The 23,236-nt window shown below is 39.5% G+C and carries 22 protein-coding genes; 13 read left to right on the top strand and 9 right to left on the bottom strand.

The window, feature by feature from the left end:
- The first annotated feature begins 74 nt into the window (after window positions 1-74).
- Both ACKTS5_RS19520 and ACKTS5_RS19515 read left to right on the top strand, forming a co-directional pair.
- Entirely contained in the window at window positions 75-3,503 is a 3,429-nt protein-coding gene (locus ACKTS5_RS19520; RefSeq protein WP_408045567.1) for a hypothetical protein, read from the top strand.
- A gap of 62 nt (window positions 3,504-3,565) precedes the next feature.
- A complete protein-coding gene (locus ACKTS5_RS19515) occupies window positions 3,566-4,066 on the top strand; it encodes a hypothetical protein (RefSeq protein ID WP_408045566.1) in 501 nt (166 codons plus the stop codon).
- A gap of 96 nt (window positions 4,067-4,162) precedes the next feature.
- Here ACKTS5_RS19515 and brnQ read toward each other — a convergent pair whose 3' ends face one another.
- Window positions 4,163-5,452, bottom strand: a complete 1,290-nt coding sequence (brnQ, locus tag ACKTS5_RS19510; protein WP_408045565.1) for a branched-chain amino acid transport system II carrier protein — start codon at window positions 5,450-5,452, stop codon at window positions 4,163-4,165.
- 38 nt (window positions 5,453-5,490) lie between these two features.
- Here brnQ and ACKTS5_RS19505 point away from each other — a divergent pair, with 38 nt between their 5' ends.
- Window positions 5,491-6,261: an alpha/beta hydrolase gene (locus tag ACKTS5_RS19505; protein ID WP_408045564.1), complete on the top strand. Its 771-nt coding sequence runs from the start codon at window positions 5,491-5,493 to the stop codon at window positions 6,259-6,261.
- A gap of 34 nt (window positions 6,262-6,295) precedes the next feature.
- Window positions 6,296-6,949: a uracil phosphoribosyltransferase gene (gene upp / locus ACKTS5_RS19500; RefSeq protein ID WP_408045563.1), complete on the top strand. Its 654-nt coding sequence runs from the start codon at window positions 6,296-6,298 to the stop codon at window positions 6,947-6,949.
- 6 nt (window positions 6,950-6,955) lie between these two features.
- Here the strand turns inward: upp and ACKTS5_RS19495 are convergent, their stop codons facing one another.
- Window positions 6,956-7,861 (bottom strand): DUF6427 family protein, encoded by a 906-nt coding sequence (locus tag ACKTS5_RS19495; protein WP_408045562.1) that lies wholly within the window; start codon window positions 7,859-7,861, stop codon window positions 6,956-6,958.
- Between the two features lie 42 nt (window positions 7,862-7,903).
- Here ACKTS5_RS19495 and ACKTS5_RS19490 point away from each other — a divergent pair, with 42 nt between their 5' ends.
- The 9 genes from ACKTS5_RS19490 (at window position 7,904) to ACKTS5_RS19450 (ending at window position 13,929) form a co-directional block, all read left to right on the top strand.
- A complete protein-coding gene (locus ACKTS5_RS19490) occupies window positions 7,904-8,122 on the top strand; it encodes a DUF6341 family protein (protein ID WP_408045561.1) in 219 nt (72 codons plus the stop codon).
- Window positions 8,123-8,133: 11 nt separating this feature from the next.
- The gene (gene trmB, locus ACKTS5_RS19485; RefSeq protein ID WP_408045560.1) at window positions 8,134-8,805 is read left to right on the top strand and encodes a tRNA (guanosine(46)-N7)-methyltransferase TrmB; all 672 of its coding nucleotides are present in this window, start codon (window positions 8,134-8,136) and stop codon (window positions 8,803-8,805) included.
- Window positions 8,806-8,816: 11 nt separating this feature from the next.
- Window positions 8,817-9,428 carry a hypothetical protein gene (locus ACKTS5_RS19480; protein WP_408045559.1) on the top strand — a complete coding sequence of 204 codons (612 nt, stop codon included), beginning with the start codon at window positions 8,817-8,819 and terminating at the stop codon, window positions 9,426-9,428.
- A gap of 3 nt (window positions 9,429-9,431) precedes the next feature.
- Complete coding sequence (locus tag ACKTS5_RS19475) at window positions 9,432-9,764, top strand: MGMT family protein (RefSeq protein ID WP_408045558.1); 333 nt, start codon at window positions 9,432-9,434, stop codon at window positions 9,762-9,764.
- 156 nt (window positions 9,765-9,920) lie between these two features.
- Entirely contained in the window at window positions 9,921-11,051 is a 1,131-nt protein-coding gene (locus tag ACKTS5_RS19470) for an Mrp/NBP35 family ATP-binding protein (RefSeq protein ID WP_408045557.1), read from the top strand.
- A 100-nt stretch (window positions 11,052-11,151) separates the two neighbouring features.
- Window positions 11,152-11,388, top strand: a complete 237-nt coding sequence (locus ACKTS5_RS19465; RefSeq protein ID WP_408045556.1) for a NifU family protein — start codon at window positions 11,152-11,154, stop codon at window positions 11,386-11,388.
- A gap of 203 nt (window positions 11,389-11,591) precedes the next feature.
- Complete coding sequence (locus ACKTS5_RS19460; RefSeq protein WP_408045555.1) at window positions 11,592-12,647, top strand: NAD(P)/FAD-dependent oxidoreductase; 1,056 nt, start codon at window positions 11,592-11,594, stop codon at window positions 12,645-12,647.
- Between the two features lie 8 nt (window positions 12,648-12,655).
- Window positions 12,656-13,573, top strand: a complete 918-nt coding sequence (locus tag ACKTS5_RS19455) for a sterol desaturase family protein (protein WP_408045554.1) — start codon at window positions 12,656-12,658, stop codon at window positions 13,571-13,573.
- Window positions 13,574-13,593: 20 nt separating this feature from the next.
- A complete protein-coding gene (locus ACKTS5_RS19450; RefSeq protein ID WP_408045553.1) occupies window positions 13,594-13,929 on the top strand; it encodes a 2Fe-2S iron-sulfur cluster-binding protein in 336 nt (111 codons plus the stop codon).
- A gap of 41 nt (window positions 13,930-13,970) precedes the next feature.
- On the opposite strand, the gene ACKTS5_RS19445 is transcribed toward ACKTS5_RS19450, so the two are convergent.
- From ACKTS5_RS19445 to ACKTS5_RS19415, 7 genes are all read right to left on the bottom strand, one after another.
- Window positions 13,971-14,483, bottom strand: coding sequence for a flavodoxin (locus ACKTS5_RS19445; protein WP_408045552.1), 513 nt, complete (start codon window positions 14,481-14,483; stop codon window positions 13,971-13,973).
- The gene (locus tag ACKTS5_RS19440; protein WP_408045551.1) at window positions 14,480-15,148 is read right to left on the bottom strand and encodes a class I SAM-dependent methyltransferase; all 669 of its coding nucleotides are present in this window, start codon (window positions 15,146-15,148) and stop codon (window positions 14,480-14,482) included. The genes ACKTS5_RS19445 and ACKTS5_RS19440 overlap by 4 nt, the downstream gene beginning before the upstream one ends.
- 2 nt (window positions 15,149-15,150) lie before the next feature.
- A complete protein-coding gene (locus tag ACKTS5_RS19435; protein ID WP_408045550.1) occupies window positions 15,151-17,208 on the bottom strand; it encodes a PepSY-associated TM helix domain-containing protein in 2,058 nt (685 codons plus the stop codon).
- Window positions 17,208-17,510, bottom strand: a complete 303-nt coding sequence (locus ACKTS5_RS19430; protein WP_408045549.1) for a hypothetical protein — start codon at window positions 17,508-17,510, stop codon at window positions 17,208-17,210. The genes ACKTS5_RS19435 and ACKTS5_RS19430 overlap by 1 nt, the downstream gene beginning before the upstream one ends.
- A gap of 2 nt (window positions 17,511-17,512) precedes the next feature.
- On the bottom strand, window positions 17,513-17,842 hold the full coding sequence (locus ACKTS5_RS19425; protein ID WP_408045548.1) for a hypothetical protein: 330 nt from the start codon (window positions 17,840-17,842) through the stop codon (window positions 17,513-17,515).
- 78 nt (window positions 17,843-17,920) lie between these two features.
- A complete protein-coding gene (locus tag ACKTS5_RS19420) occupies window positions 17,921-20,548 on the bottom strand; it encodes a TonB-dependent receptor domain-containing protein (protein ID WP_408045547.1) in 2,628 nt (875 codons plus the stop codon).
- 197 nt (window positions 20,549-20,745) lie between these two features.
- Window positions 20,746-23,154, bottom strand: a complete 2,409-nt coding sequence (locus ACKTS5_RS19415; protein WP_408045546.1) for a TonB-dependent siderophore receptor — start codon at window positions 23,152-23,154, stop codon at window positions 20,746-20,748.
- Between the last annotated feature and the right edge of the window lie 82 nt (window positions 23,155-23,236).

Below are 23,236 nucleotides of genomic sequence, written 5' to 3'. Positions count from 1 at the left end.
TAGTGTAGTTATCGCAGCAGTGTGTTACCTGGTTTGGAAGTTTTTTATTCCAAAACGAAAGAAAAAAGGATGTAATGACAATTGTCACTGCGGCTAATAAACTATTTTTGTCTGTACAGCGTTGTATGGATATGGTACGATTTTGGAAATTTTTAGGATGTTTCTTTGTGGTCTTGGTGACTCAGGCACAAACAGTTCCTAAAAAGTACCGAACAAAATTTTTGAAGGTAGTAAACGACACCCTTCAAGTTGATTCGTTGAGCATCAATCCTCAGTACTTTAAAGTTCGACTGCAAAACGGAGCGGTCCTAGCCCCCACTGAATATAAAGTGAACTTTGAAAAGGCTTTATTAATACTCGACAAAAAGCGCTTTCAGGAGGTTTCCGTAGAATACCTGCCCTATCCCAAATTTTTAACTCAAGTATATTCACCATTCGACGCCAAGCTCATTGTAGAGAGCACGGAAAATACAGGGAAACTGTATAGTGAAACAACGAACTTGACAGGCGTAGAGAGGCCCTTGTTTGACGGACTGAAAGCAAAGGGGTTTATTACGCGGGGACTTACCGGTGGAAACAATCAAAACGCTGTAACCAATTCCTCATTAGATTTAACCTTGGAAGGAAAGCTATCCGATAAAGTTTCGATTCGCGCGAATATTTTCGATACTAATTTTCCGCTACAGCAAAATGGATATTCACAAAATATTACCGATTTTGACAGGATTTTTGTGGAGCTATACAGTAAAAATTGGCGTGTAAAAGGAGGAGATATTAGCTTGCAAAACAAAGAGAGTTATTTCTTGAATTTTGAAAAACAAGTGTCGGGTATTGAGGTAGGGGCACAAGTGTCACCGAATACGAATGCCTTGGTTTCTGGTGCTGTCGTTCGCGGGAAGTTTGCCGTTAATAATTTTGTTGGGACGGAAGGAAATCAAGGACCCTACAAAATTGTCGGAACGAATAACGAACGCGCAATCATCATGGTCGAAGGCAGTGATCGGGTATTTGTCAACGGGGTGCTAGTGAAAAGAGGAGAGACCGCTGATTATGTGATTGATTACAACCTAGGAGAAATTCGTTTTACAACAACATATCCGATTACTAATGACATGCGTATCCGCGTAGAATTTCAATATGCGGAAAGAAACTATACCCGTTTTATTACATATGACAAAGCGAGCTATGCCGGCGAAAAATTTAAAATAGCTGGGTATTTTTACAGTGAAAATGATGCGAAAAATCAACCGGTACAACAAAGTTTGAGCGATGCACAAAAACGTTTGCTGTCTTTGGCAGGTGACAACACAGAGCTGATGGTCGCTCCCAGTGATTTTAAAGAACCGTTTTCGAGTAGTAAAATTCAGTACAAGAAAGCAACTGTAGGTACCCGACAGGTTTTTGAATACACGACGGATGCAACGGCGGAAGTATATGCAGTAACTTTTACCAATGTCGGCTTGAATAAAGGTGATTACAACATCGATAGAGTTATTGCCACAGGAACTATTTACAAATACGTGGGGGTGAATCTCGGGAGTTTTAATCCGGTAATCCAATTGGTAGCTCCAACCAAGCTTCAGGTAGCTGTGGTGCAATCGTCTTACCGTCCATCAGAGAAAGCGATCTTCGATGCTGAGGTGGCACTGAGCTCGAACGATCAAAACTTGTTCTCAACGCTCGATGATGGAAACAACCAAACCTTGGCTACAAAATTACGATGGAAACAACAACTAGCTTCAGGGGATTGGAAAGTACACAGTACGGCTAATTACAAGTTTATTCAAGATAATTTTACTACGGTACAACGCTTTCAATCCGTTGAGTTTAATAGGGATTGGAATATTGACAGTCGCTCGGGAGATCAACATGAATTGGGAGCCTTTTTAACGGCTGCGAATCAGAACCTACAATTGCGCTATGGATATCAGCTACTGCGTTTTTCTAACGGATTTTTAGGGAACAAGCACAGCGTGCAATCTGATTACACTACTAACAGTACCCGCTGGAGGACGAAAGGAAGTTGGCTGCGCAATTCAGGAGTAGCAACTGCAGCTGATTTTATAAGAGCTAACACTAATTTTCGTCAGCAACTCGGCAGCTATTGGTTAGGTACTAAACTCGGGCTGGAGAGCAATGCAAAAAAAGCGGTGACTACTGGGGTATTTGATACAAGGAGCCATCGTTTTCAAGAGTATGATGCCTATATCGGATACGGTGATACCACGAAAGTTTTTGTAAAGTTAGGAGCAAATTATCGAGTAAACGACAGTATTCGCAGCAATGCATTTCGACGCATTAACAATCGTAAAACACTCTATCTCGACAGTAAGTTAATCCACACGGCGCGTACTCAATTAGCAGCCTATGCCAACTATCGTTATACTACCAATACTTTTGAAGAGAACAGGAGTTCATTGAATTCGCGTTTGCGTTACCAACAGCGATTTTTTGGAAAGCTCTTGTTTGTTACGAGTTCCTACGAAACGGCTACAGGAACGTTAGCTCGACAGGAATACGTATATATCAAAACAGAGCCAGGACAAGGATTTTATACCTGGATTGACTATAACAATGACGGAGTTCAACAGTTTAACGAGTTCGAGGTGGCTCAGTTTCAAGATCAGGCGAATTACCTTCGTGTTCCGTTACCTAATATCAACTATGTTCCGACGCAAAAAGTTCGGTTTAAGCAATCGTTGACCCTAAATTTTAAACCTTGGGAAAGCCGAGGTAGCTTTTTAAAACTGCTGAGTAATTTTTACAATCAGAGCTATCTAAGTATTGATAATGAGCGTTTGCGAAGCGAGGGGTTTCACTGGAATCCTTTTAAGTTTGAAGAATCGGGGTTACTGGGCTTGGCGTACAACTTTCGAAACAGTTTTTACTTTAGGAGAAATCTCGAAAATTACAGCGCTATTTATACCTACGGGAATTCTAAAAACAAGCGCCAGTTTACCATCGGTAACCAAGAGAATACTACTAAAATTCACCAGCTAGCAGTATTGCATCGCTTTGGGACCTTTTGGTTGTTTGAAATGAAAGGTGCCCAATCTGTAAACGATTTGACAACCGAGAATTTAGCAAACAGAAATTATCGCATTCACAGTGAGGAATGGCAACCAAAGTTGTCATATATCTACGCTGCCAAACATCGATTGACAGGCTTTTTTATGCAGAAGAAAAAGCAAAATACTATTGGAGGTGCTGCCCTTTTGAATCAACAAAAGCTGGGAGTTTCTTATCGATATACAGGAGAAAAACAACAGCAAATAACTGCTGACTTCACGGTGTTTTTAAATGATTTTACTGGAAATGCTAACAGTCCCGTTGCTTTTCAGATGTTAGAGGGACTGCAGCCAGGAAGGAATTTTACCTGGAATCTTTTGTGGAATCAAAAACTGAATAGCATTCTTAATCTATCACTGAGTTATTTTGGAAGAAAGAGTGAAGATACCCGAGCAATTCACACAGGAGTGGTTCAGTTAAAAGCTATTTTTTAAGTACTTTTGTGGTACTATAATTGCATTACATTTAATATTATTTAACTAAAAATAAAGTTTACATGAAAAAATTAATGTTCGCCGCTGTGCTCTTCATGAGCTCCTTAGGCTACGCTCAACAAGAGGTGAAGATAGATATCGCAGATGCTTTGATTATGAAAACTATCGACGTGTCCTATGAGTATTACATCAGTGATCAGTCATCGGTAGGACTTTCTGCACTATTTAATTTTGAAAAAAAATCGGCAGATTTTAGATACAATGAGAACTCTATGATTTCACCGTATTTCCGCCATTATTTTACAACCAATAGAAATTGGAACCACTTTGGAGAAATCTTTTTAGGGATTAATTCAGGTGAGCGAAAGGTTGAAATCGCCGGAGGAAATCACGTGTATACCAAATATACGGATGCTGCTCTTGGGGTCGTGGTCGGAACCAAGTACATTTCTAATGGAGGATTTGTAGTAGGAGCTTATGCCGGATTAGGACGTAACATGTTTTCAAGTAATTCGTACGCGATAGTGCCGAGAGCTGGAGTAAATGTAGGATATCGTTTCTAAATCTTGGTTTAAAATATTATAAAAAAAGAGGAAGTGTCACTTCCTCTTTTTTTTATGTGTTGTCCCGTCTGAAATACGTTTTCAATTAGGGGTATTTTAAGACGACTCAAGGTTCGTTTTTCTGCTCAGCTCGTAGCAACTTACAAGGAGTAAACTGAGTACAGCTGGAAGCACCCATCCGAGGTGTTCTGCTGACATGGGAATATAGCTGCTGAGGGTACGCAACCAAGTTGGTTTGGTAATGGCTAATAAAAAATCGGGAATACTAAATACTAAGGTGGTCCCAACAACCCATCGAAAAGAGGTTTTAGTGCCCAATTGTTGTGGTAAGCAGTTGAGTACAATCAGTACTATGGTTACCGGATAAATCAACATCAGGGCCGGAATGGCAATTTGTACGATATACTTCACGTTGTACTGTCCGATAACGATTCCGAGCAAACAAGAAACAATCGCAGTAAGCAAATAGGCCTTGTCGGAGTTGTTAAACCTACTTTTAATAAAATCGGCGGTACCCGTAATAATCCCAACGGCGGTAGTAAAGCAGGCTAAAGCGACGAGTACTCCCAGAATCGTTCTTCCCCAGTGCCCCAGTGTGACCTCTGATAAAGAACCTAAAATTTCCGCTCTGGTAGCGTCGTTTGCACTTGCAGTGCTGTATAGGGCACCGTTGTAAATTAGCCCTATATAGATGGTGAGTAAGCCCAAACCAGCAATAATACCAGCCTTGGTAATCAGTGATTTTTTTGCCTGATAATCAGCTTTTGAATTCATGTTCATGGAAATCACCAATACCCCTCCCACTACAACGGCTCCAATGGCATCAAAGGTTTGATACCCTTCCAAAATTCCGTAGACAAATGGTGATTTAAGTTGGCTGGTGACTATGGTGTCTCCTCCAGCAAAAAGTCCGATACTGATAATGGCTAGGAGGATAAAGATGATTAGGGGAGTTAAGAATTTTCCCAATAAATCCAATACTTTTGAACGGTTCATTACGAAGATAAAGACCAAACTAAAGTAAATACTACTCGTTAACAAGGTGCCAGAAGTTGCATAGGGAGCGATGGCCATTTCATGGGTTACGGATGCTGTTCTAGGAGCAGGAAGCGCAATAGAAATGGCATAAACCGTATAACAGTATAAGGCACTAAATACGGGAGATACTTTTTTGGCAAAATCAAACATGGTCCCTTGAAGGCGGGCATGCGCATAGATTCCGAGTATGGGAATTACGACAGCCGTAATCATAAAGCCTGCGCTTACAAGTTCCCAGTTACTCCCTGAGTTCTTACCTAAAAAAGGAGGGAAAATGAGATTTCCAGCTCCAAAAAACATAGAAAATAAAGCAAATCCAGTAACGAGAATTTCTTTGGTTTTATGCATGATTTTAAAAAATTATCTTTGTCGAATATACACTAAAAATGATAGCGAGATATAAAGAGGCTGCGGTTTTTTATACGGTAACAGGTACGGGTGCTCCAGTGGTGCTATTGCACGGGTTTTTAGAGACTTCGTCAATGTGGCAAGAAGTAGTTCCGTATCTGTCAGCAAGCCATAGTGTGATTTGTATAGATCTTTTAGGCCATGGAAAGACCGAATGTGTTGGGTATGTCCATCGCATGGAAGAGATGGCGCAAGCCGTTTGTGCGGTATTGGATGTGTTGTCGATAGAGCGAGCAGCTTTTGTAGGACACTCGATGGGGGGCTATGTCGCTTTGGCCCTCGCTGCACTGAAACCGACAATGGTCACAGCACTTTGTTTGGTAAACTCAACCTCCTCACCTGATAGTGAGGCGCGAAAAAACGTGAGAGATAGAGCGAGTAAAACAGCAAAGAGGAATTATCCACTTTTGGTAAAAACTTCTATTGATCAGCTGTTTGATACTGCTGGTAAAAAACGGTTTAATGCACAAATACAGCAGCTCTGTAAAGAAGCACTCGATATGGGAGTTCGCGGATACATCGCAGCGAATGAAGGGATGAAATTACGAGAGAATACCAGTCGTGTTTTTAGTGAGGTCCCACGAAAACTAATGGTCTTTTCTAAAGCTGACACAGTGTTGTGTTCGAATAGATTGCAAGCAGAGGCTGCTGAGGTACAAGCTGCCGTTACCGAGTTGGAAGGGGGGCATATGAGTGTTATTGAACACCCCAAACTCATTACAGAGCTGATTTACAATTTTCTTAAATAAAATTTCTAGTAACTTTGCAGCACAAATTAATTATATGAAGGTACATCATTTGTCTGTAGAAAATTCTATAGTAAATAAATTTTTAGCTGAAATTAGATCGGTGGATATCCAAAAAGATGCCATGCGTTTTCGTAGGAACATCGAAAGAATTGGAGAAGTGTTGAGTTATGAATTGAGTAAAACACTCTCTTATGATTCTAGTGGAATTCAAACTCCTTTAGGAATTAAAGAAACCGCACTACCAAAGAGCGATGTAGTATTGTGTTCTATTTTGAGAGCGGGATTACCCTTGCACAATGGAGTGCTAAATTACTTCGATGACGCAGAGAATGCTTTTATCTCGGCTTACCGACATCACCCCAATAACGACGAGGCCTTTGAAATTGTTGTGGAGTACTTTGCTTCTCCTGATATCAATGATAAAAATCTTTTATTGATCGATCCGATGTTAGCAACTGGGAAGTCGTTAGTAGCGGTATACGAGGCAATAAAAAAATACGGGGCACCTAAGAAGATACACATCGTATCTGTAATTGGTTCGGAAGAAGGGGTAGCACTCATACGTGAGGCATTCCCTGAAGAAACAGAATTGTGGATTGCTGCTATTGACCCTGAATTGAATGACAAAGGGTATATAGTACCAGGATTAGGAGATGCTGGTGATTTGGCTTACGGGGTTAAGTTATAAGTACCTTTACAGTGAGATAGCCACGATGGAACCCACAATAAAAAGAATGATATAAAGGTCGGCCAACCATTTTCTTTGGATGAGTTCTAGGCCATTAGCTAATATAACAGAAGTCGGGAATAGGAGAAACAAAAACTCCATTCCCGTTTTTTTTGGAATCAATAGAAATACTATTCCAGCAATGGTGATATGGAGGAGTACCAAAATCCAATTTCGCCTAAACTTGTTGAGTACAGCCAAAGCTCTGGGGGTTTTCATAAACGTGGCAAATACGGTAAAAATGCCAATAAAAACCATCGTAAACAAGAAGGAGCTCGATTGGTATAAATGAAACTTAAGATTGAATGACCAAAAGAATAACTCCTGAAATACGCCTGTATTATCATACCAGAAATGATAAGTGAAATAGAGTAATACTGGCGGAATAAAACCTAAAACGGGGATGGTTAAGGTTTGAGGCGTTAAGCGGTGATGCAAATAAATAGAAGCGTATAACAACGGAGCAAATACGATGGTGGTAGGTTCGATAATAAAAGAAATTCCCAGCCATAAGCCACCGTCAAACAACTTGTGTATGATTTTTTTTCCCGTTTGTAAACTGTATACTTTTCTTAAAAAAAGTAAGGTTGTGATGTTGGCATAGAAGAGTGAATTGATTTGAATTTTCGTTAAGAAAAATCCCAATAAGAGCACGTAAAATAAAAATGCGTACGAATTGTCAAAGGTCACTTCGTTCTTTACTATGATAAAATTAACGATGGAAAACACGACGATAAACCAGAAAATTTCCTGGGTAATGCCTAAAACTCCAAGGTTTTTGCCGAATACAGTGATACAATAATAGCAAAGAAACACTAAAAAGAGCACTATAAAGTTTACCGGTTTAGATTTGCTGAAAAAATTGGCTAACATCGATTCTTTTTATATTTTTGCAAACGTAAAGATAATCAAGTTATGTTAGGATTAAATATTTTTAGATTAATTGGAGATTTATTTGAAGTAATATTAATGCCATTCCAGTATTTGCGTTTAACCGTAGCAAAGGCTGACGGAGGTTGGTGGACTTCAAATGCGTTGAACTGGATTTTCTTAATAGTTCTTATCGTTATTTTGGGATATTGGATGAACGAGTGTTTCCGATTTAAGAGAGAAGGAACAGAAGACAGAGCTTAATTCTACACATATTGGGAAGTAAAAATAAATTAAAACGTTTCAGAGAAAATGAGACGTTTAGTAACGTTATTCAACCCACTCGTGAAGAAGTTGTCGGCGATTTCAAGTACAAAGGAAAGTGGAATACTTTCTTTGGTAATGACAATCCGATAGTTTTGGAATTGGGGTGTGGTAAAGGAGAATATACGATTGCCTTAGCGGAAAAAAATCCAGACAAAAATTTTATTGGAATCGATATCAAAGGAGCTCGCTTTTGGAGAGGGGCCAAAACGGCTATCGAAAACGAAATGTCTAATGTGGCCTTTATTCGTACCCAAATAGAATTGATAGATTTTATTTTCGCAGAGAATGAGGTCTCAGATATTTGGATCACCTTCCCAGATCCTCAAATCAAATACAAAAGAACAAAACACCGTTTGACGAATTCTGAATTCTTAAAAAAATACCACGGTATTTTAAACGAAGAAGGAACGGTAAACTTAAAAACGGACAGTGAGTTTATGCATGGATATACTTTGGGCTTACTCCACGGAGAAGGTCATGAAATTTTACATGCAAATCACGATGTTTATAAAAATCACTACTCACCCGAAGAAGTGATCAATACACAAACTTTTTACGAATCGCAATACTTAGCGCAAGGAAAGCCAATTACCTACGTCAAATTTAGAGTAAAGTATTAAAAACGCTCATTATGATGTGGTCGCATTTGGTGTTAGGCTTTGTGACGTCTTATCTCGGATATTTACCTCCGAGCATGTTAAATATAACTGCGAGTAAACTCTGTATTAGTAAAAACAAAGGAGAAGCCCATAAATTTGTTTGGGGAGTATCGTTGGTGGTTTTACTGCAGGTGTTTACAGCTGTTTTTATTTCAGGTTTGCTACAGGAACAACAATTCTTATTGCGCGCATTGCAAAAAGTTGGGGTCCTTGTACTGGGGGTGATCTCAGTGCTTTTCTTGTACAAAGGATGGACTACTAAAGAAATTTCCAAAGAAACCAAAGGGATCAATAGTTTTATACTGGGGTTGATGCTTTCATTGATTAATATGTTCGCCATTCCTTTTTTTATTGTAGAATTTAAATTGTACATGTCATACGGATGGTTGATGCGCGACTTGTATTCGGTGTTGTTCTTTGCTTTAGGAGCGGCTATTGGGGTGTTAGCAGTATTGTATAATTACGTCTTTATCGCGGATAAATTTCAAGAAAACCTTGCCAAATTATTGCGCTTTTTTACCTTGGGTATTGGAATACTGACAGGAATTGTGGCTGTCTACTACGCTGTAAAATTGTATTTTTAGTCCATGGAAAATTCAACTAATTTTTTTGACCGTGTTTATGTTGTGGCGAGGCTTATTCCTTACGGAAGAGTGACGAGCTACGGGGCCATAGCCAAGTATTTAGGAGCTGCTCGCTCTGCACGCATGGTAGGCTGGGCCATGAATAACTCCCATAAACAAGAAGAAGAGGTGCCAGCGCACAGGGTAGTGAACAGAAAAGGAATTTTGACGGGAAAACACCATTTTCAAGGAACCAATTTAATGCAGCAGTTACTGGAGAGCGAAGGCGTAGTCATCGTCGACAATCAAATCCGAGACTTCGATCAGTTGTTTTGGGATCCTGCAAAGGAACTGTAAGGGACTGTTTACTACTGTTTTTGGTATAAATTGGGTTTATACATCCATAAATTTTCACTATTTAAACACTTTATTTTCTAAGCACTAAAGCGTATCTTTGTACTTTAGTAGAATCGATTTAAAACAGGAAGCCTTTTGAGGCTAAACGTGAAGCAAATGAGTTTTAAGAAACAAGATATATACAAGGCGCTAGAAACCATTACCGCTCCTGGTGAAGGGAAAAGTCTAGTAGAAAATGAGAATGTTACAAATGTAGTGACTTTTGGAAATGAGGTTATCGTGGATGTAACCATCGGTAATCCGTCGTTACAGGCGAAGAAAAAAGTCGAAGTGGAAATCATGAAGGCGATTCACGAGCACGTTGATCAAAAGATCGATGTAAAGGTGAATGTAAAAGTGGAAGTGGCTGCTAAGGAGAATCCGAATCAGATTCGAGGGAAAGAAATTCCAAATATTCAGAACATCATCGCTGTAGCCTCTGGAAAAGGAGGAGTAGGAAAATCTACGATCACTTCAAACATGGCGGTGTCTTTAGCGAAAATGGGCTTTAAAGTTGGGGTTTTAGACGCAGATGTTTACGGTCCGTCTCAGCATCTTATGTTCGACGTTGAACGCGAAAAACCATTGGCGGTAAACAGCAACGGTCGATCAAAAATGAAGCCTGTAGAAAATTACGGGGTGAAATTGTTATCACTCGGTTTCTTTACCAATCCTAGTCAAGCGGTTATTTGGAGAGGACCTATGGCTTCGAAAGCTTTAAATCAGTTGATTTTTGATGCTGATTGGGGAGAGTTAGATTTCTTATTAATCGACTTGCCTCCAGGTACAGGTGATGTACATTTATCTATTGTACAAGCAGTGCCAATTAACGGAGCTGTAGTGGTAAGTACACCTCAAAATATTGCCTTGGCAGATGCTAAAAAAGGAGTAGCGATGTTCCAACAAGAGAGTATCAATGTTCCAGTATTAGGAATTGTTGAAAACATGGCGTATTTTACGCCAGCAGAGCTTCCTGACAATAAATATTACATATTTGGTCAAGGGGGAGCAAAGAACTTGGCAGAGGATATTGATACAGCGTTCTTAGGAGAAATTCCTTTGGTTCAAAGTATACGTGAGGCTGGTGATGTAGGGCATCCTGTAGCACTGCAAGAAAATACACCTTTGTCAGAGGCATTTACAGACGTTACCAAAGAAATGGTATCGCAATTACTGAAGAGAAATGCGAACTTGCCTCCAACAGAAATCGTTCGAATTACGACGATGAGTGGATGTAGTACAAAATAACATTCTTTCTTTGTAAAGAATAACGTGATATAGTTAAACAACAATACTCAAAAAACCCGGTTTGAGTAACTTTTGAAAAAGAGTATAAGTAGGGGCTATTATGGCGTCAGAAGAAATTAAAAATAATGTAGAAAAGGCTTTAGAGGAAATTCGTCCATTTTTAATCAGTGATGGAGGTAATATCAAATTACTTTCTATCGAAGATGAAGTGGTAAAGGTTCAGTTGGAAGGAGCGTGCAGCGGATGTTCAGTGAATCAGATGACTTTAAAAAATGGAGTAGAAGCAACTATTAAAAAATACGCACCAGAAATTAAAGAAGTAATTAATGTAGCCTAAGCTGATAATTGTCAGCTAAAAAGCACCAGTTACTTTGTAATTTTGGAAATTGGTGGGGTGTTCGTGTTTTTAAAATACTAGGTCGCTTTTTTACAAGTGACAAAAAACGGCTAGCACCTTACTGTGCAGACTAGATATTCCTGTTTTACGTTGTGAGACAGGAATCTCCGTATAAAAAAGAAAATATTTTTTGAACTAGTATAATGATAAAAACAGATATATTAATTATTGGAGCGGGTCCTACAGGACTGTTTACGGTTTTTGAAGCCGGATTGTTAAAACTTCGCTGTCACCTTATCGATGCCTTGCCTCAACCCGGAGGTCAGTGCTCGGAAATTTACCCTAAAAAACCCATCTATGACATCCCTGCTTATCCTGAAATTTTAGCAGGTGATTTAACAGATAAGTTAATGGAGCAAATTAAGCAGTTTGAGCCAGGGTTTACGCTAGGAGAACGTGCCGATACTATTGAAAAACAAGAAGATGGTTCGTTTATAGTAACCACGAATAAAGGAACAAAACACCATGCACCAGTAGTAGCAATTGCCGGTGGATTGGGAAGTTTTGAGCCTAGAAAACCACCGATCCCTAACATCGCTGATTACGAAGATAAAGGAGTGGAGTACATGATTAAAGAACCTGAACTCTACCGCGATAAAGACGTAGTGATTGCCGGAGGTGGAGATTCAGCTTTAGACTGGTCTATTTTCTTGACTGACGTGGCAAAGTCGGTAACCTTGATTCACAGAAGAAATGAGTTTAGAGGAGCTTTGGATTCTGTTGATAAGGTACAGGAGTTAAAAGATGCAGGTAAGATTACCCTAATCACTCCGGCAGAAGTAAAAGGAATTGTAGGGGATGGTAAAGTTGAAGGCGTACTGGTAGAACAAAAAGGACAAGAGCCAGTTACTTTAAAGACAGATCACTTTATACCACTTTTCGGTTTAGCACCAAAATTAGGACCTATTGCCGACTGGGGACTGGAAATAGAAAAGAATGCCATTAAGGTGAACAATGCACTGGATTATCAAACCAATATTCCTGGAATCTATGCGATTGGTGATGTCAATACCTATCCTGGGAAATTGAAGTTAATTTTATGTGGATTCCACGAAGCGACCTTGATGTGTCAGAGTGCGTACCAACGTATTCACCCAGATAAAAAATACGTGATGAAGTACACTACTGTTGGTGGTGTTACTGGATTTGACGGAACAAAGAAAGAGGCTCCTAAAGCCGTTGTTAAAGCAATAAACTAACTTATTTTATGATAGAATACATAGAACAATTATCTCAAGACAAACTACTTTATTTCGCACTGCCATTATTTTTTATATGTATGATTGTCGAGTATAAAATTGCTCGGGAAAAGTACCATGGTAAAGATACAACCGTATCGCTCTTAATGATGGTTTTTTCAGCTATAGTTGAATTTGTGCCCAAAGTTTTGGCCTTTGTTCTATTTTTCTATTTGCACGAGCTAAGCCCACTAAAAGACGTAGTACAACGTCAGTGGTGGGCTTGGTTATTGTTGTTCTTTGCTGATGATATATCGTACTATTGGTTTCATCGATTAAACCACGAGGTGCGTTTATTTTGGGCAGGTCATGTACCACACCACTCGTCTATTTATATGAATTTAGGAACTGCGCTGCGTCAAGGTGTTGGTGAACGCGTTCATAAATTTTTCTTTTGGATTTGGATTCCCCTTTTGGGTTTTGATCCTTTGATGATGTTTACCATGATGGGGGTGAGCTTGATTTATCAGTTCTTTGTACATACCGAACTGGTAGATAAACTGCCGAAACCTATAGAGTTTATTTTTAATACTCCATCACATCACCGCGTACATCACGCGTCCAATATTCGCTATTTAGACTGTAACCACGCTGGAATACTGATCATTTGGGATCGTATGTTTGGTACTTTTTCAGAAGAGTTGAAAGAGATTGATGCTCCTCAATACGGATTGACGGTAAACATAGAAACCTTCAATCCTATAACAGTAGCAAGCCATGAATACACAGCTATTTGGAAAGATGTACAGCGCGCTGAAAAGTGGAGTGATAAACTCAATTATATTTTTAATTCTCCAGGATGGACTCATGATGGAGAAGATAAAAGGGCAAAAGTCCTCAGAAAAAAGCTATTTGAAGAAGAGCAAAAACAAACGACAAATCAATAAACAAAAGTTAATAGCTACTTATGGATACGCAGGATATTAACATAAAAATTACAGACAGAGAAGGAGTAACCCACGAGGTGGTGGCTCCTACGGATATGGCCATGAATTTAATGGAGGTGGTCCGTTCGTATGAACTGGCACCCGAAGGAACGATCGGAATATGCGGTGGTATGGCCATGTGTGCTTCCTGTCAGTGTTATGTAAAGTCAGATCACGAATTGCCTGAAATGACCGATGATGAAGATGCGATGTTGGCAGAGGCCTTTTACGTAGAAGATAATAGCCGATTGGGCTGTCAGATTCAAATGACACCTGAGCTCGACGGATTGGAAGTCGAGTTGGCACCAGAGAGTTAAAAAAAAAGCTGATAGCATTGCTATCAGCTTTTTTTATGTACTTATTGTAATTCCTTCGCTAATTGGTCTAACCAGGTGGTTAAGCGCTCTTGGGTGAGTTCTGGTTCATTGTCTTCATCTAAGGCAAGACCATAAAAAAGTCCTTGTCCTTCGATTTCAGCTTTTGATTCAGAAAAGTCGTAGTCTTTTATAGGCCAATGTCCTATAATTTTTCCACCATTGGCAAGTACTACCTCTGCCAGCATACCAACACCGTCAATAAAATATTCACCGTAGCCATACTGGTCACCCAAACCAAAGATCGCAACAGTTTTTCCTGAAAAGTTCACTGTTTTAAATTCGTCGTAATAACTTTCCCAGTCACTTTGCAAATCGCCGTCATACCAGGTAGAAAGTCCTAGTAGTAATGTGTCGTATTTTTCGAAGTCGGCAACGCTTACATTGGTAACTTCCATTACGTCAATCTCCGAAGCGGTCCAATTATCGACGATACTATGAGTAATTTCCTCCGTCATACCCGTATCGGACCCATATATTAATCCTATTGTGTTCATATGCATTGTGTTAAAGTGGCAACAGCAAATTCGCGATGTACGAGGTCTCCCGATTTGCTTTTTACCTGTTCTGTAATTGTAGTACTCGATGCTAATTGCAATGGAGAATTTACGAGTAATTGTTTAAATTCCTCAAGAGAATACAGCGTAAATTTATCGCGAACAAAAGGGAGGTCTTCCATAAAAGCTCGTAAGGCAAAACTGATAATGCAGCTCCCTTGTGTTGTGAGCACTCTTGAGATTTCTTTTAAAAACTCCTGTGGGTTTTGCCAGAAATACAAGGTGTTTACACTGAGAATAGCATCCATGCTGTGGTTTTCAAAAGGCAGCTGAGTTCCGTCGTAGACATAGAAAGCCGCTTGCGTTGGCAGTAGCTCCAATTGGTCTCGGTATTTCAGTGCTTCTTGATACATGGTTTTTGAAACTTCCAAACCGTAAAATTTAGGCTGGTCAAACAGCTGAAAGTACTGCGATAAATGTCCGCAATTGCCATGCCCTATTTCCAAGATATTCGATCCCTTAGGAAGCCTTAAAGCATCCATACTAGCCCTTGTCATCGAAATATTGGTAAGATTCATTGTCTTTGCAACCTCAATGCCTTCGGTACCTTCCGGGCAGCTGAGTTGTTGCTCTAACAGCTTGAAATTCTCTTGAGTTGGTTTCATACTTATTGTTCTTTACGCCAAGTAGTAATGTTTTTAATAAGAAAGGCATTCGCTATTACCAACAGCAGTAATACTAAAATCTCTGAAAGGTTAGAAGCTTCGTAAATAACAGCAGTAATGACGTGGTAAAGGTTAAAAATCCCCAAGATAATCGCCCAAACTAAAGAGGTCGTGATAAACCATTTCTTTTGTACTTCTAAGCTCAATAAACCAAAGGTCAAGGCAAGTCCTTCCATGGCAATTCTCCATTGATGTGCCCACATTGGGGTTTCTCCGGTAGCGCCTTCCATAAGCACAGATTCTTTGAAGTATACGGTAGCTAAGCCATAAACGTGATGAAAGATGAATCCAATGGCAATAAAGATCCATAAAAGAGATATTTTAGTTCTCATAGGTATGTAATTTATATCAGTTAATATTTCAGAAGCAGTCGCTTTTTTTCGCGCCTCATCTTCTTCTTTTAATAAAGTTTTTATGTTGTTGTAATCGATTGGGGTTTTTGTAAAGGCACTCTGTTCCTGGACTTCCGGTTTAATTTTGAAATAAACCACCAGGGAAGTACTCGCAATAATAAGCCAGAGTACGTCTACCAGTAAGATATCGAACTGTCCTTGGCTAAATGTTGTCCACAACCAATTGCCAGAAACAATTCCATTGGCTATCGGAACGAGAAACCCGAAAATGGCACCGAGTAATAGACTCCATTTGTTGGTGAAAAAATTGTTGCGTTTGAATCGGAAGAACAGGGTGAATACGAGCCAAGTTCCAAAGAAAAAGTAATAAATAGCCGATTGTTTATCTAGGAATGATCCTGTGCTCAGCTTGACAAATAAGAAAGCCAGAGCCGTTACTGGTAACAGGCTTAAACACATGGCTAGGTAGATATGACCAACTTTGGCAGTGTACAAGCGTTGGCGAAGACTCATGCTCTTTTTATTTCGAGCTTCTACCCAAATAAGAACTCCCGTGATGATGACGAAGCAGGTGATTAAGGCCATGATGAAGTAGATGATTTTCATCGGAATTCCTCCGTAATCGGCAAAGTGCAGTCTGCTCACTACCTTTTGAAAGTCTTCTTTAAAATCGGCTTCTGTCGGATTTTTTACTTCCTCTACGGTACCTGTACGTGCGTCGTAACTGATGCGCCCGATACCGACAAAACGATGGTCGCTGTGCATTTCTCCGAGAAGAACGTACTTCATATTGGTGCCGCCATAATTTTTAATATAGGCATCTGTAAGGTGGAAGTGTTCCCATTGTTGGGCGGCCTTTTGAGCAAATTCATTAAAACTCGGAAGAGCTTGCTCACTTCTCGATTCCCATTGATAGGCTTTTCTTTCTGGTCGTAAATCTTCTAGGAGTTTGGCTTGATCTCCGTTATACAAAAAGTTCGCTGGGACTAAAACCAAGATGCTGATGGCAAAATACGCACCCGTAACAGCGAAAATAAACTGGAAGGGAAGTCCAACGACTCCAAGTGCAGTATGAGCATCGGTCCAAACGCGTTTTAATATAACTTTCGGATTGAACGCGTAAAAATTGGGGATGATTTTTTTCCAATGGACTATGACTCCGGTGACAATAGCAAATAAAAAGAATAAGGATACAAAACCTGCGAGATAGACTCCTATGGATGGGAGCTGATGAAAAAAGTGAAGTCGAAATAAAAATTCACCTAGACTGTATTGTTCATTGTAGTTTTTGCTGGTACCGTTGTTTATATCGGTGTACAGGTATTGCGATGTTTTTCCTTTTTCGCTAGCCAGCGAATCTTTACTAGGTAGTAAATAACTGTAAATATGATCGCTGTGTTCGTTTAAATTAATTTGTATATCCCTCCCAGTCAGTTCGTGTTGCTGGTCTAGGTGGTTGAGTAATTTGTCGTAATCAATACTTTTTCTTTCGGTATAGCTCAGGGTTTTTCCTTCTTCCCAAATTTGGATTTCTCCTTTAAACAAAGCAAAAGCTCCTGCAAAAAAGATGACGTACAACGCAATACTTATCACAATACCGCTCACGGTATGTGTATTGAAAAATACATTGTAGTTTCTGTTGCTCATTATAGAAATGGGTTGTTATGGTTACAAAAAAGATAGAGGGTGTAGAGTAGGGCGATGATGATGAGGTAGAGTCCCCAAACTTTCCAACCATTTTCAAAGAGGTAAGGGATAATCATCAAGGTACACCATACTAAAAATAGGGTTACAATCGACGCTACGAGTACTTCTTGGTGAAAGGGGAGTACTAGCGCCAAGATCATGTGTAGCAGAGCACTTATACAGTAGCCTCCAATTAGGCCTGCTGTAATTTTTGCGCCTTGTTGCCAAGGTGACTTATTCAGGTATTTAGGATTTGCGGGCATCGTTATAGTAAAATTTCAAGGATGATAATAAATAGAAACAGCCCTAACAGTTGTTTAAATCCGATGATTTTTAATGGGGTTAGGACAATGACCAAGCTCAGAATAATGGAAAATAACATCAGGCCTAACAGTGTACCTGAAGTGAGGCCCATGCTCGCTATAGCTAAAATGGCCGCTATAATTAAGCAGGCAATTCCAATAGCCTTGGCTAGCGTAGTGTGTTTTTGTAACCACACCGATACGCTGTTGGAATTTGAAAGTTGCGCTTTTTGGGAGGTGTGATAAAAAGCATAAGAGCTGAGCAAGCTAAATAAGACAAGTAGGGTTATCATATGTTAGTTTTTAAATACAAAGACTCTGAACAACGAATTGTCCAGAGCCTTTGAGCTATTATTCAATTTAGATACATGTTAAAATTTATAGGTCAGGGTTCCTAAGAAAGCTCTCGGAGCTTGTGTATTGATAGTACTCCAACCTGTAAAGTAGGTTTTATCGGTTAAGTTGTTCACTTTTAATCCTACTCTAAAGTCTTTAGCATCGTAGTAAACTCCGGTATTAAATACGGTATAACTCGGTAAGGTAAATACTCCTGATACTGAGTTGTTGATGGTTTTGTGCGAAGATGCTCCGTTAAATCCAGCTCCAATTCCTACGTTTTCGAGGAAAGAACCTTCTTGGAATTTATAGTCTGCCCAGAAGTTGTATAAATTTTGAGGACCTGACTCTTCTGGTCTTCTGTCTAAAAGCTCAGTAACTTCACGTTTTTTAATTTGACTATAAGCATCCGTCACACGCGTGTCGTTGTACGAGTACGAACCTCTAATGTTTAATCCGTCAAACGGATTGGCATTGAGTTCAAATTCTACTCCTTTGCTCACTACTTCTTTTAAGTCAATTCTTCTAGGAAGTAAAACACCAGTTGGGTCGTTTGCCGTTTTATCATTTACGATGATATGGTAGTAGCTCGCACCAAAGTTAAGTTTTCCTTGGAAGAAGTTTGTTTTTATACCTCCTTCAAACTGATTGGCTTTGATAGGTTGGAAGGTAGTAGTAGGCTCAGGACTACTTGGGTTGATTACAGGATCCACATTCATAAATCCATTTTGGTAATTGGCAAATACTGATAATTTATTAGGAATCGCTTGGTATACAGCTCCAAAGTTTGGTGAGAAGGTAGTTTTAGTATAGTCATCATCGGTATGACTGAGATCTCCTTGTTGATCAAAGTAGTCTAAACGAAGACCTACCTTTACTGTTAATTCTTTGGTGATGTTTAAAACGTCAGATACGTATACTGCAAAAGTCTTTGAATTGGTTCTGATATCACGTACTGGAACGCTGCTAAATACATTCTCTAAATTCGCTGTTGAAGGCTGGTAAGTAGCTCCTGGGGTAAACGAAGAGTTGATCACATTTCCTTGTGCATTGATAAACGCATCAAAATAAGGGAAAGCTCGGTATTGCGCTTGTAATTGTTGAGCAATTGCTGCTTGACCATTAGCTGTTAAAGCTCCTAATAACGTTGGGAAGTTAGACGTAGTAGTCAATACAGGGTTCCCACTTTGGTTACGAGAATGTTGAGATCGGTTTACAAAGTCTAATCCGAATACCATTCTGTTTCTCAAATCTCCGATCTTGAAATCACCAATAAAGTTTTGTTGCAGGTTGTAGTTCGTCGCATTCGCGTTTTGCTTGTCAATAACACGAGTAAAAGCTTCTGTACCTAATAAGCCTCCTGCTTCCATTAACATAGGATTTATATACGGATTCACAATTGGTGCTAAAGGTGATGTCGTAAGGGGCTGTAAACCAAAAATGGCAAGTGCTCCTCCATCTATATTGTATTGGTAGTACCCTTTCGCTTCTGCATAGCTACTCGCAAAAACGGTTTGAGAAGTCCACTCATCTGAAATCTTATAATCGACAATGGTACGCGTGTTAAAAGTAGGACTGGTCAAGTACAAATCATTTGAAGTGAATGATTTTGTAGTGTCTAAGTTTAACTCGTCCATATTGGTTGATATCAAAGGTGCTCCTCTACGTAAAAACAACATAGATGGATTGGTTTGCTTGGTACGTGCATATTCAAATCCTACAGAGAAATTTAAACGGTTGTTAACGCGGTATGAAAGCGATGGAGCAATGAAAAACGTTTTTCTAAACCCAGCATCTTGAAAGCTGTCTTGCGTCAAATACGATGCGTTTACTCTGAAATAAGGTCCTCCTGATTTTGCCAATGGGGTATTGATATCGGCAGATACACGATGAGTTCCAAACGACCCTGCAGTATACGAAACACTACCTCCAAATCCTTCATAAGGCTTTTTGGTTACTACGTTAATCAACCCTCCTAATGAAGTGTCCGTACTTCCGAATAAAGTAGCTGAAGGCCCCTTGATTACTTCGATACGTTCGATATAAGAAGGATCAACAGCACTTAGTGTAAATCCAGGCATACCGTCCACTAATTTTGGCTGCGTAGCGAAACCACGAGTAGAGAAGTATCCAGTACCCTCTCCTGGTGCACGTCCGGTAGCTTCCCATAGTTTACTGATTCCTGTAGCATTGTTTAAGGCATCGTCAATATTCGTTACAATTTGTGAATCTAATAGTTCAGAGGTCACCGTTGAATATACCTGTGCGTTTTCGATATCACGTAATGGTAATTTCGAAACGTAGGCGGTGTGCTTACGTGAAAATTTATTATTCCTACTCGATACTTGAACTTCTTGTAGCAATTCATTTCCCTCGTAAATAACGAAGGTGTTGTTCGTACTTGGAGCCGTTACCGCAACTGTTTTGGTTTTAAATCCGATGTAAGAGATGATGATTTGGTGCTTTCCTGCGTTGAGATTTGTCAAATCAAACTTACCATCGATATCGGTTTGAGTTCCTTTGTTAGAGCCCACTAGTTTAATAGCTACTCCTGGTAAAGGTTCGTTGCTGTTGTCAACAATCGTTCCTTGAATACTCCCCGTTTGTGCTAAACTTGTCGCGACGACAAAGAATAACAAAACGGCATTTACAATTCCTTTCATTGTTTTTATTTAGATTTATTTAAAACATTGACGGCAAAGGTAGTTTAAGGAAAAGTAAAAACAAAGTTTGTTTAGATTAAATTTAAATAATATTTGGATGACTGATTGAGATTCCGTAATTTATAGGATTGATTTCATGAAAAACGCCTTTCTTCACAAAAAAGAAAGGCGTTTTGATTTAACTAAGAGAAACTGTATTAGAATTTATAAGTTAAAGTTCCTAAGAAACTACGAGGTGCTTGTGGAGTAATAGTACTCCATCCTTTGTAGTATTCTTTGTCTGTTAAGTTGTTTGCTTTCACGCTAATTCTGAATTTAGAAACTTCGTAGTATACACTTGCATTAAACACGGTGTACGATGGTAACACAAATTCACCAACAGCTGGGTAACCTACCATGGTATCGTAGTCACTAGCTCCGATAAAACCAAATCCAAGACCGAAATCTTTTGCGAATCCGTCTAAGAATTTATAATCTGCCCAGAAGTTGTAGTTCGTTTCTGGTCCAGCTTCTGCCAAACGCTTACCTACTAAATCAGGACGAGATTTAGAAACGGTTACTTTGGCATTGTTATAACTGAATCCTCCGCGTAGGTTTAATCCTTCTATAGGGTTGGCATTTACTTCTAATTCAATACCCTTACTGTTTACAGTACCATCTTGTTGTTTAGCAGCTCCGAAGCCCATAACTTTATTGGTAACATCAATCATATACGCACTTACGGTCGCTTCTAATTTATTGTTAAATAGATTAGTTTTTACACCGAATTCGAGCTGATTTGCACGCTCTAAGTCAAATGATTGTACACGTGTTCCAGCCGCCGGATTAGCGATGTTTACAGGTACGATTTCTGGATTTACGTAGCTGAATCCGTTTTGATAGTTGGCAAACACAGAGAGTTTGTTTAGTATCGGTTGGTATACTGCTCCAAATTTTGGTGAGAATGTTGATTTTGTGTACTCCTTTGCATCGTCAGCAGGGTTGTTAGCGTCTCCTTTGTAGTTGAAACGATCGTAGCGAACTCCAGCCATTACCGTCAATCCTGGCATAATCGTTACAACATCTGAAACGTAAGCACCTAAGATGTTTTGGTTGATATCTGTATCAACATTACCAGCGTTTGCTAATAATCCTGAAATATTACTCGCTGATACTGGTAAACCACTTACTAGTTGTCCCTGTGGGGTTACAGCATTTACTGCTCTCCAGTTTGAACTCTGGTCAATAGTTTGTGAGCTTAAATAGTCAAATCCAACAACAACGCGATTACGAACAGTTGCGATCTTGAAATCTCCGTTGAAGTTTTGCTGAACGTTGAATGTATTGGTTTCGGCGTTTGTTCGCTGTGCGAAGGTTGAGAATACCGGAAGTGCTACAGGATTCGCCGGATTGGTCCAGTTTGCAGGATTCCACAAATAGGTATAGTACCCATCTGATTTTGCTTTTCCTCCTGCTACTAAGGTTTGAGAAGTCCATTGGTCAGAAATCTTATAGGCGATCTCTCCGCGGTAGTTCTGCGTAGGGTTTTTAATAGAAACATCGTTGCTCGTCAACGATTTGTTACGGTCGTAGTTAAGTTGCGTTAAGTTTTTAAATACTAATGGTGCCGATCTGTTTAAGAATAAGAAGGGTTGGTTGGTTTGATCAGTACTTAACATTTCATACCCGAAGTTCAACGTCAATTTGTCGTTCACTTTATACGATAAAGAGGGAGCTAAAAATAAAGATTTTCTGAATCCAGCATCTTGGAAACTATCTTCGGTTTGGTATCCAGCATTTACGCGTAAAGAGATGTTTTCATTGCTTTCTAGGCTCGTATTGATGTCAAAAGTCAATTTTTTAAAACCAAATGATCCAGCACCTACTGTGATGTTTCCACCAGTTCCTCGGTAAGGTTTCTTGGTAACGATATTGATTAATCCACCGTATGATGTTACAGTACTACCGAACAACGTAGCAGAAGGTCCTTTCACTACCTCGATGCGCTCTACATTGTCAGGATTGATAAATCCGTTGGTAATACCAGGAACCCCGTTTACTAATTTGGGTTGTACAGAGAACCCTCTAATAGAGTAGTATCCAGCACCGTCACCACTACGTCCTGTAGATGACCATAGTTTGGTAACTCCCGTCGAGTTGTTCAGTGCTTCCTCAAAGCTTACCACCGACTGAGAAATTAATAATTGATTGGTAACAGTACTGTAAACCTGTGCGTTTTCTATGTTTTTTAAGGGTAACTTAGCTACATAGGCTGTCTTTTTTCTCGAGAACTTGTTTTGTCTGTTGGTGTCAATCGTTACTTCGTTTAACAGTTCATTTCCTTCAAAAAGAACGATGCTAAGGTTTGCGCCACCTTGTGCTTTTACCGTTTTCGTTTTGAATCCGATATATGAAAACTCCAAGGTAACTTCTTTATTAGCGCTAGCTTTGATATTGAAGTGTCCATCGATATCGGTTTGTACACCGGTAGTAGATCCTTTGATAATTACGTTTACTCCCACAAGAGGGTTGCTACTGTTGTCAGTAACGATTCCCCGTATGCCCCCTTGTGCCATGGTTGTCACTACGCTTACTAAGAGTAAGATAGCTGTTGTTAAGCCTTTCATTGTTTTTATTTAGATTATTTATAAGTAAGGCAAAAGTATTGGCTTTAGCTGAATTAACAAATTTTATTTAGATTTATTTTAA

Source organism: Tenacibaculum litopenaei, assembly GCF_964514025.1.
Lineage (GTDB): Bacteria > Bacteroidota > Bacteroidia > Flavobacteriales > Flavobacteriaceae > Polaribacter > Polaribacter litopenaei.
Note: the sequence above shows the minus strand (reverse complement) of the source record. Positions and strands in the feature narration are given on the sequence as shown.

Excerpts from the sequence above, each read along its gene's own strand:
- ACKTS5_RS19520 (WP_408045567.1), top strand. The coding sequence starts at position 75 with ATGACAATTGTCACTGCGGCTAATAAACTATTTTTGTCTGTACAGCGT.
- ACKTS5_RS19515 (WP_408045566.1), top strand. The coding sequence starts at position 3,566 with ATGAAAAAATTAATGTTCGCCGCTGTGCTCTTCATGAGCTCCTTAGGC.
- brnQ (WP_408045565.1), bottom strand. The coding sequence starts at position 5,452 with ATGCATAAAACCAAAGAAATTCTCGTTACTGGATTTGCTTTATTTTCT.
- ACKTS5_RS19505 (WP_408045564.1), top strand. The coding sequence starts at position 5,491 with ATGATAGCGAGATATAAAGAGGCTGCGGTTTTTTATACGGTAACAGGT.
- upp (WP_408045563.1), top strand. The coding sequence starts at position 6,296 with ATGAAGGTACATCATTTGTCTGTAGAAAATTCTATAGTAAATAAATTT.
- ACKTS5_RS19495 (WP_408045562.1), bottom strand. The coding sequence starts at position 7,861 with ATGTTAGCCAATTTTTTCAGCAAATCTAAACCGGTAAACTTTATAGTG.
- ACKTS5_RS19490 (WP_408045561.1), top strand. The coding sequence starts at position 7,904 with ATGTTAGGATTAAATATTTTTAGATTAATTGGAGATTTATTTGAAGTA.
- ACKTS5_RS19480 (WP_408045559.1), top strand. The coding sequence starts at position 8,817 with ATGATGTGGTCGCATTTGGTGTTAGGCTTTGTGACGTCTTATCTCGGA.
- ACKTS5_RS19475 (WP_408045558.1), top strand. The coding sequence starts at position 9,432 with ATGGAAAATTCAACTAATTTTTTTGACCGTGTTTATGTTGTGGCGAGG.
- ACKTS5_RS19470 (WP_408045557.1), top strand. The coding sequence starts at position 9,921 with ATGAGTTTTAAGAAACAAGATATATACAAGGCGCTAGAAACCATTACC.
- ACKTS5_RS19465 (WP_408045556.1), top strand. The coding sequence starts at position 11,152 with ATGGCGTCAGAAGAAATTAAAAATAATGTAGAAAAGGCTTTAGAGGAA.
- ACKTS5_RS19460 (WP_408045555.1), top strand. The coding sequence starts at position 11,592 with ATGATAAAAACAGATATATTAATTATTGGAGCGGGTCCTACAGGACTG.
- ACKTS5_RS19455 (WP_408045554.1), top strand. The coding sequence starts at position 12,656 with ATGATAGAATACATAGAACAATTATCTCAAGACAAACTACTTTATTTC.
- ACKTS5_RS19450 (WP_408045553.1), top strand. The coding sequence starts at position 13,594 with ATGGATACGCAGGATATTAACATAAAAATTACAGACAGAGAAGGAGTA.
- ACKTS5_RS19445 (WP_408045552.1), bottom strand. The coding sequence starts at position 14,483 with ATGAACACAATAGGATTAATATATGGGTCCGATACGGGTATGACGGAG.
- ACKTS5_RS19440 (WP_408045551.1), bottom strand. The coding sequence starts at position 15,148 with ATGAAACCAACTCAAGAGAATTTCAAGCTGTTAGAGCAACAACTCAGC.
- ACKTS5_RS19435 (WP_408045550.1), bottom strand. The coding sequence starts at position 17,208 with ATGAGCAACAGAAACTACAATGTATTTTTCAATACACATACCGTGAGC.
- ACKTS5_RS19430 (WP_408045549.1), bottom strand. The coding sequence starts at position 17,510 with ATGCCCGCAAATCCTAAATACCTGAATAAGTCACCTTGGCAACAAGGC.
- ACKTS5_RS19425 (WP_408045548.1), bottom strand. The coding sequence starts at position 17,842 with ATGATAACCCTACTTGTCTTATTTAGCTTGCTCAGCTCTTATGCTTTT.
- ACKTS5_RS19420 (WP_408045547.1), bottom strand. The coding sequence starts at position 20,548 with ATGAAAGGAATTGTAAATGCCGTTTTGTTATTCTTTGTCGTCGCGACA.
- ACKTS5_RS19415 (WP_408045546.1), bottom strand. The coding sequence starts at position 23,154 with ATGAAAGGCTTAACAACAGCTATCTTACTCTTAGTAAGCGTAGTGACA.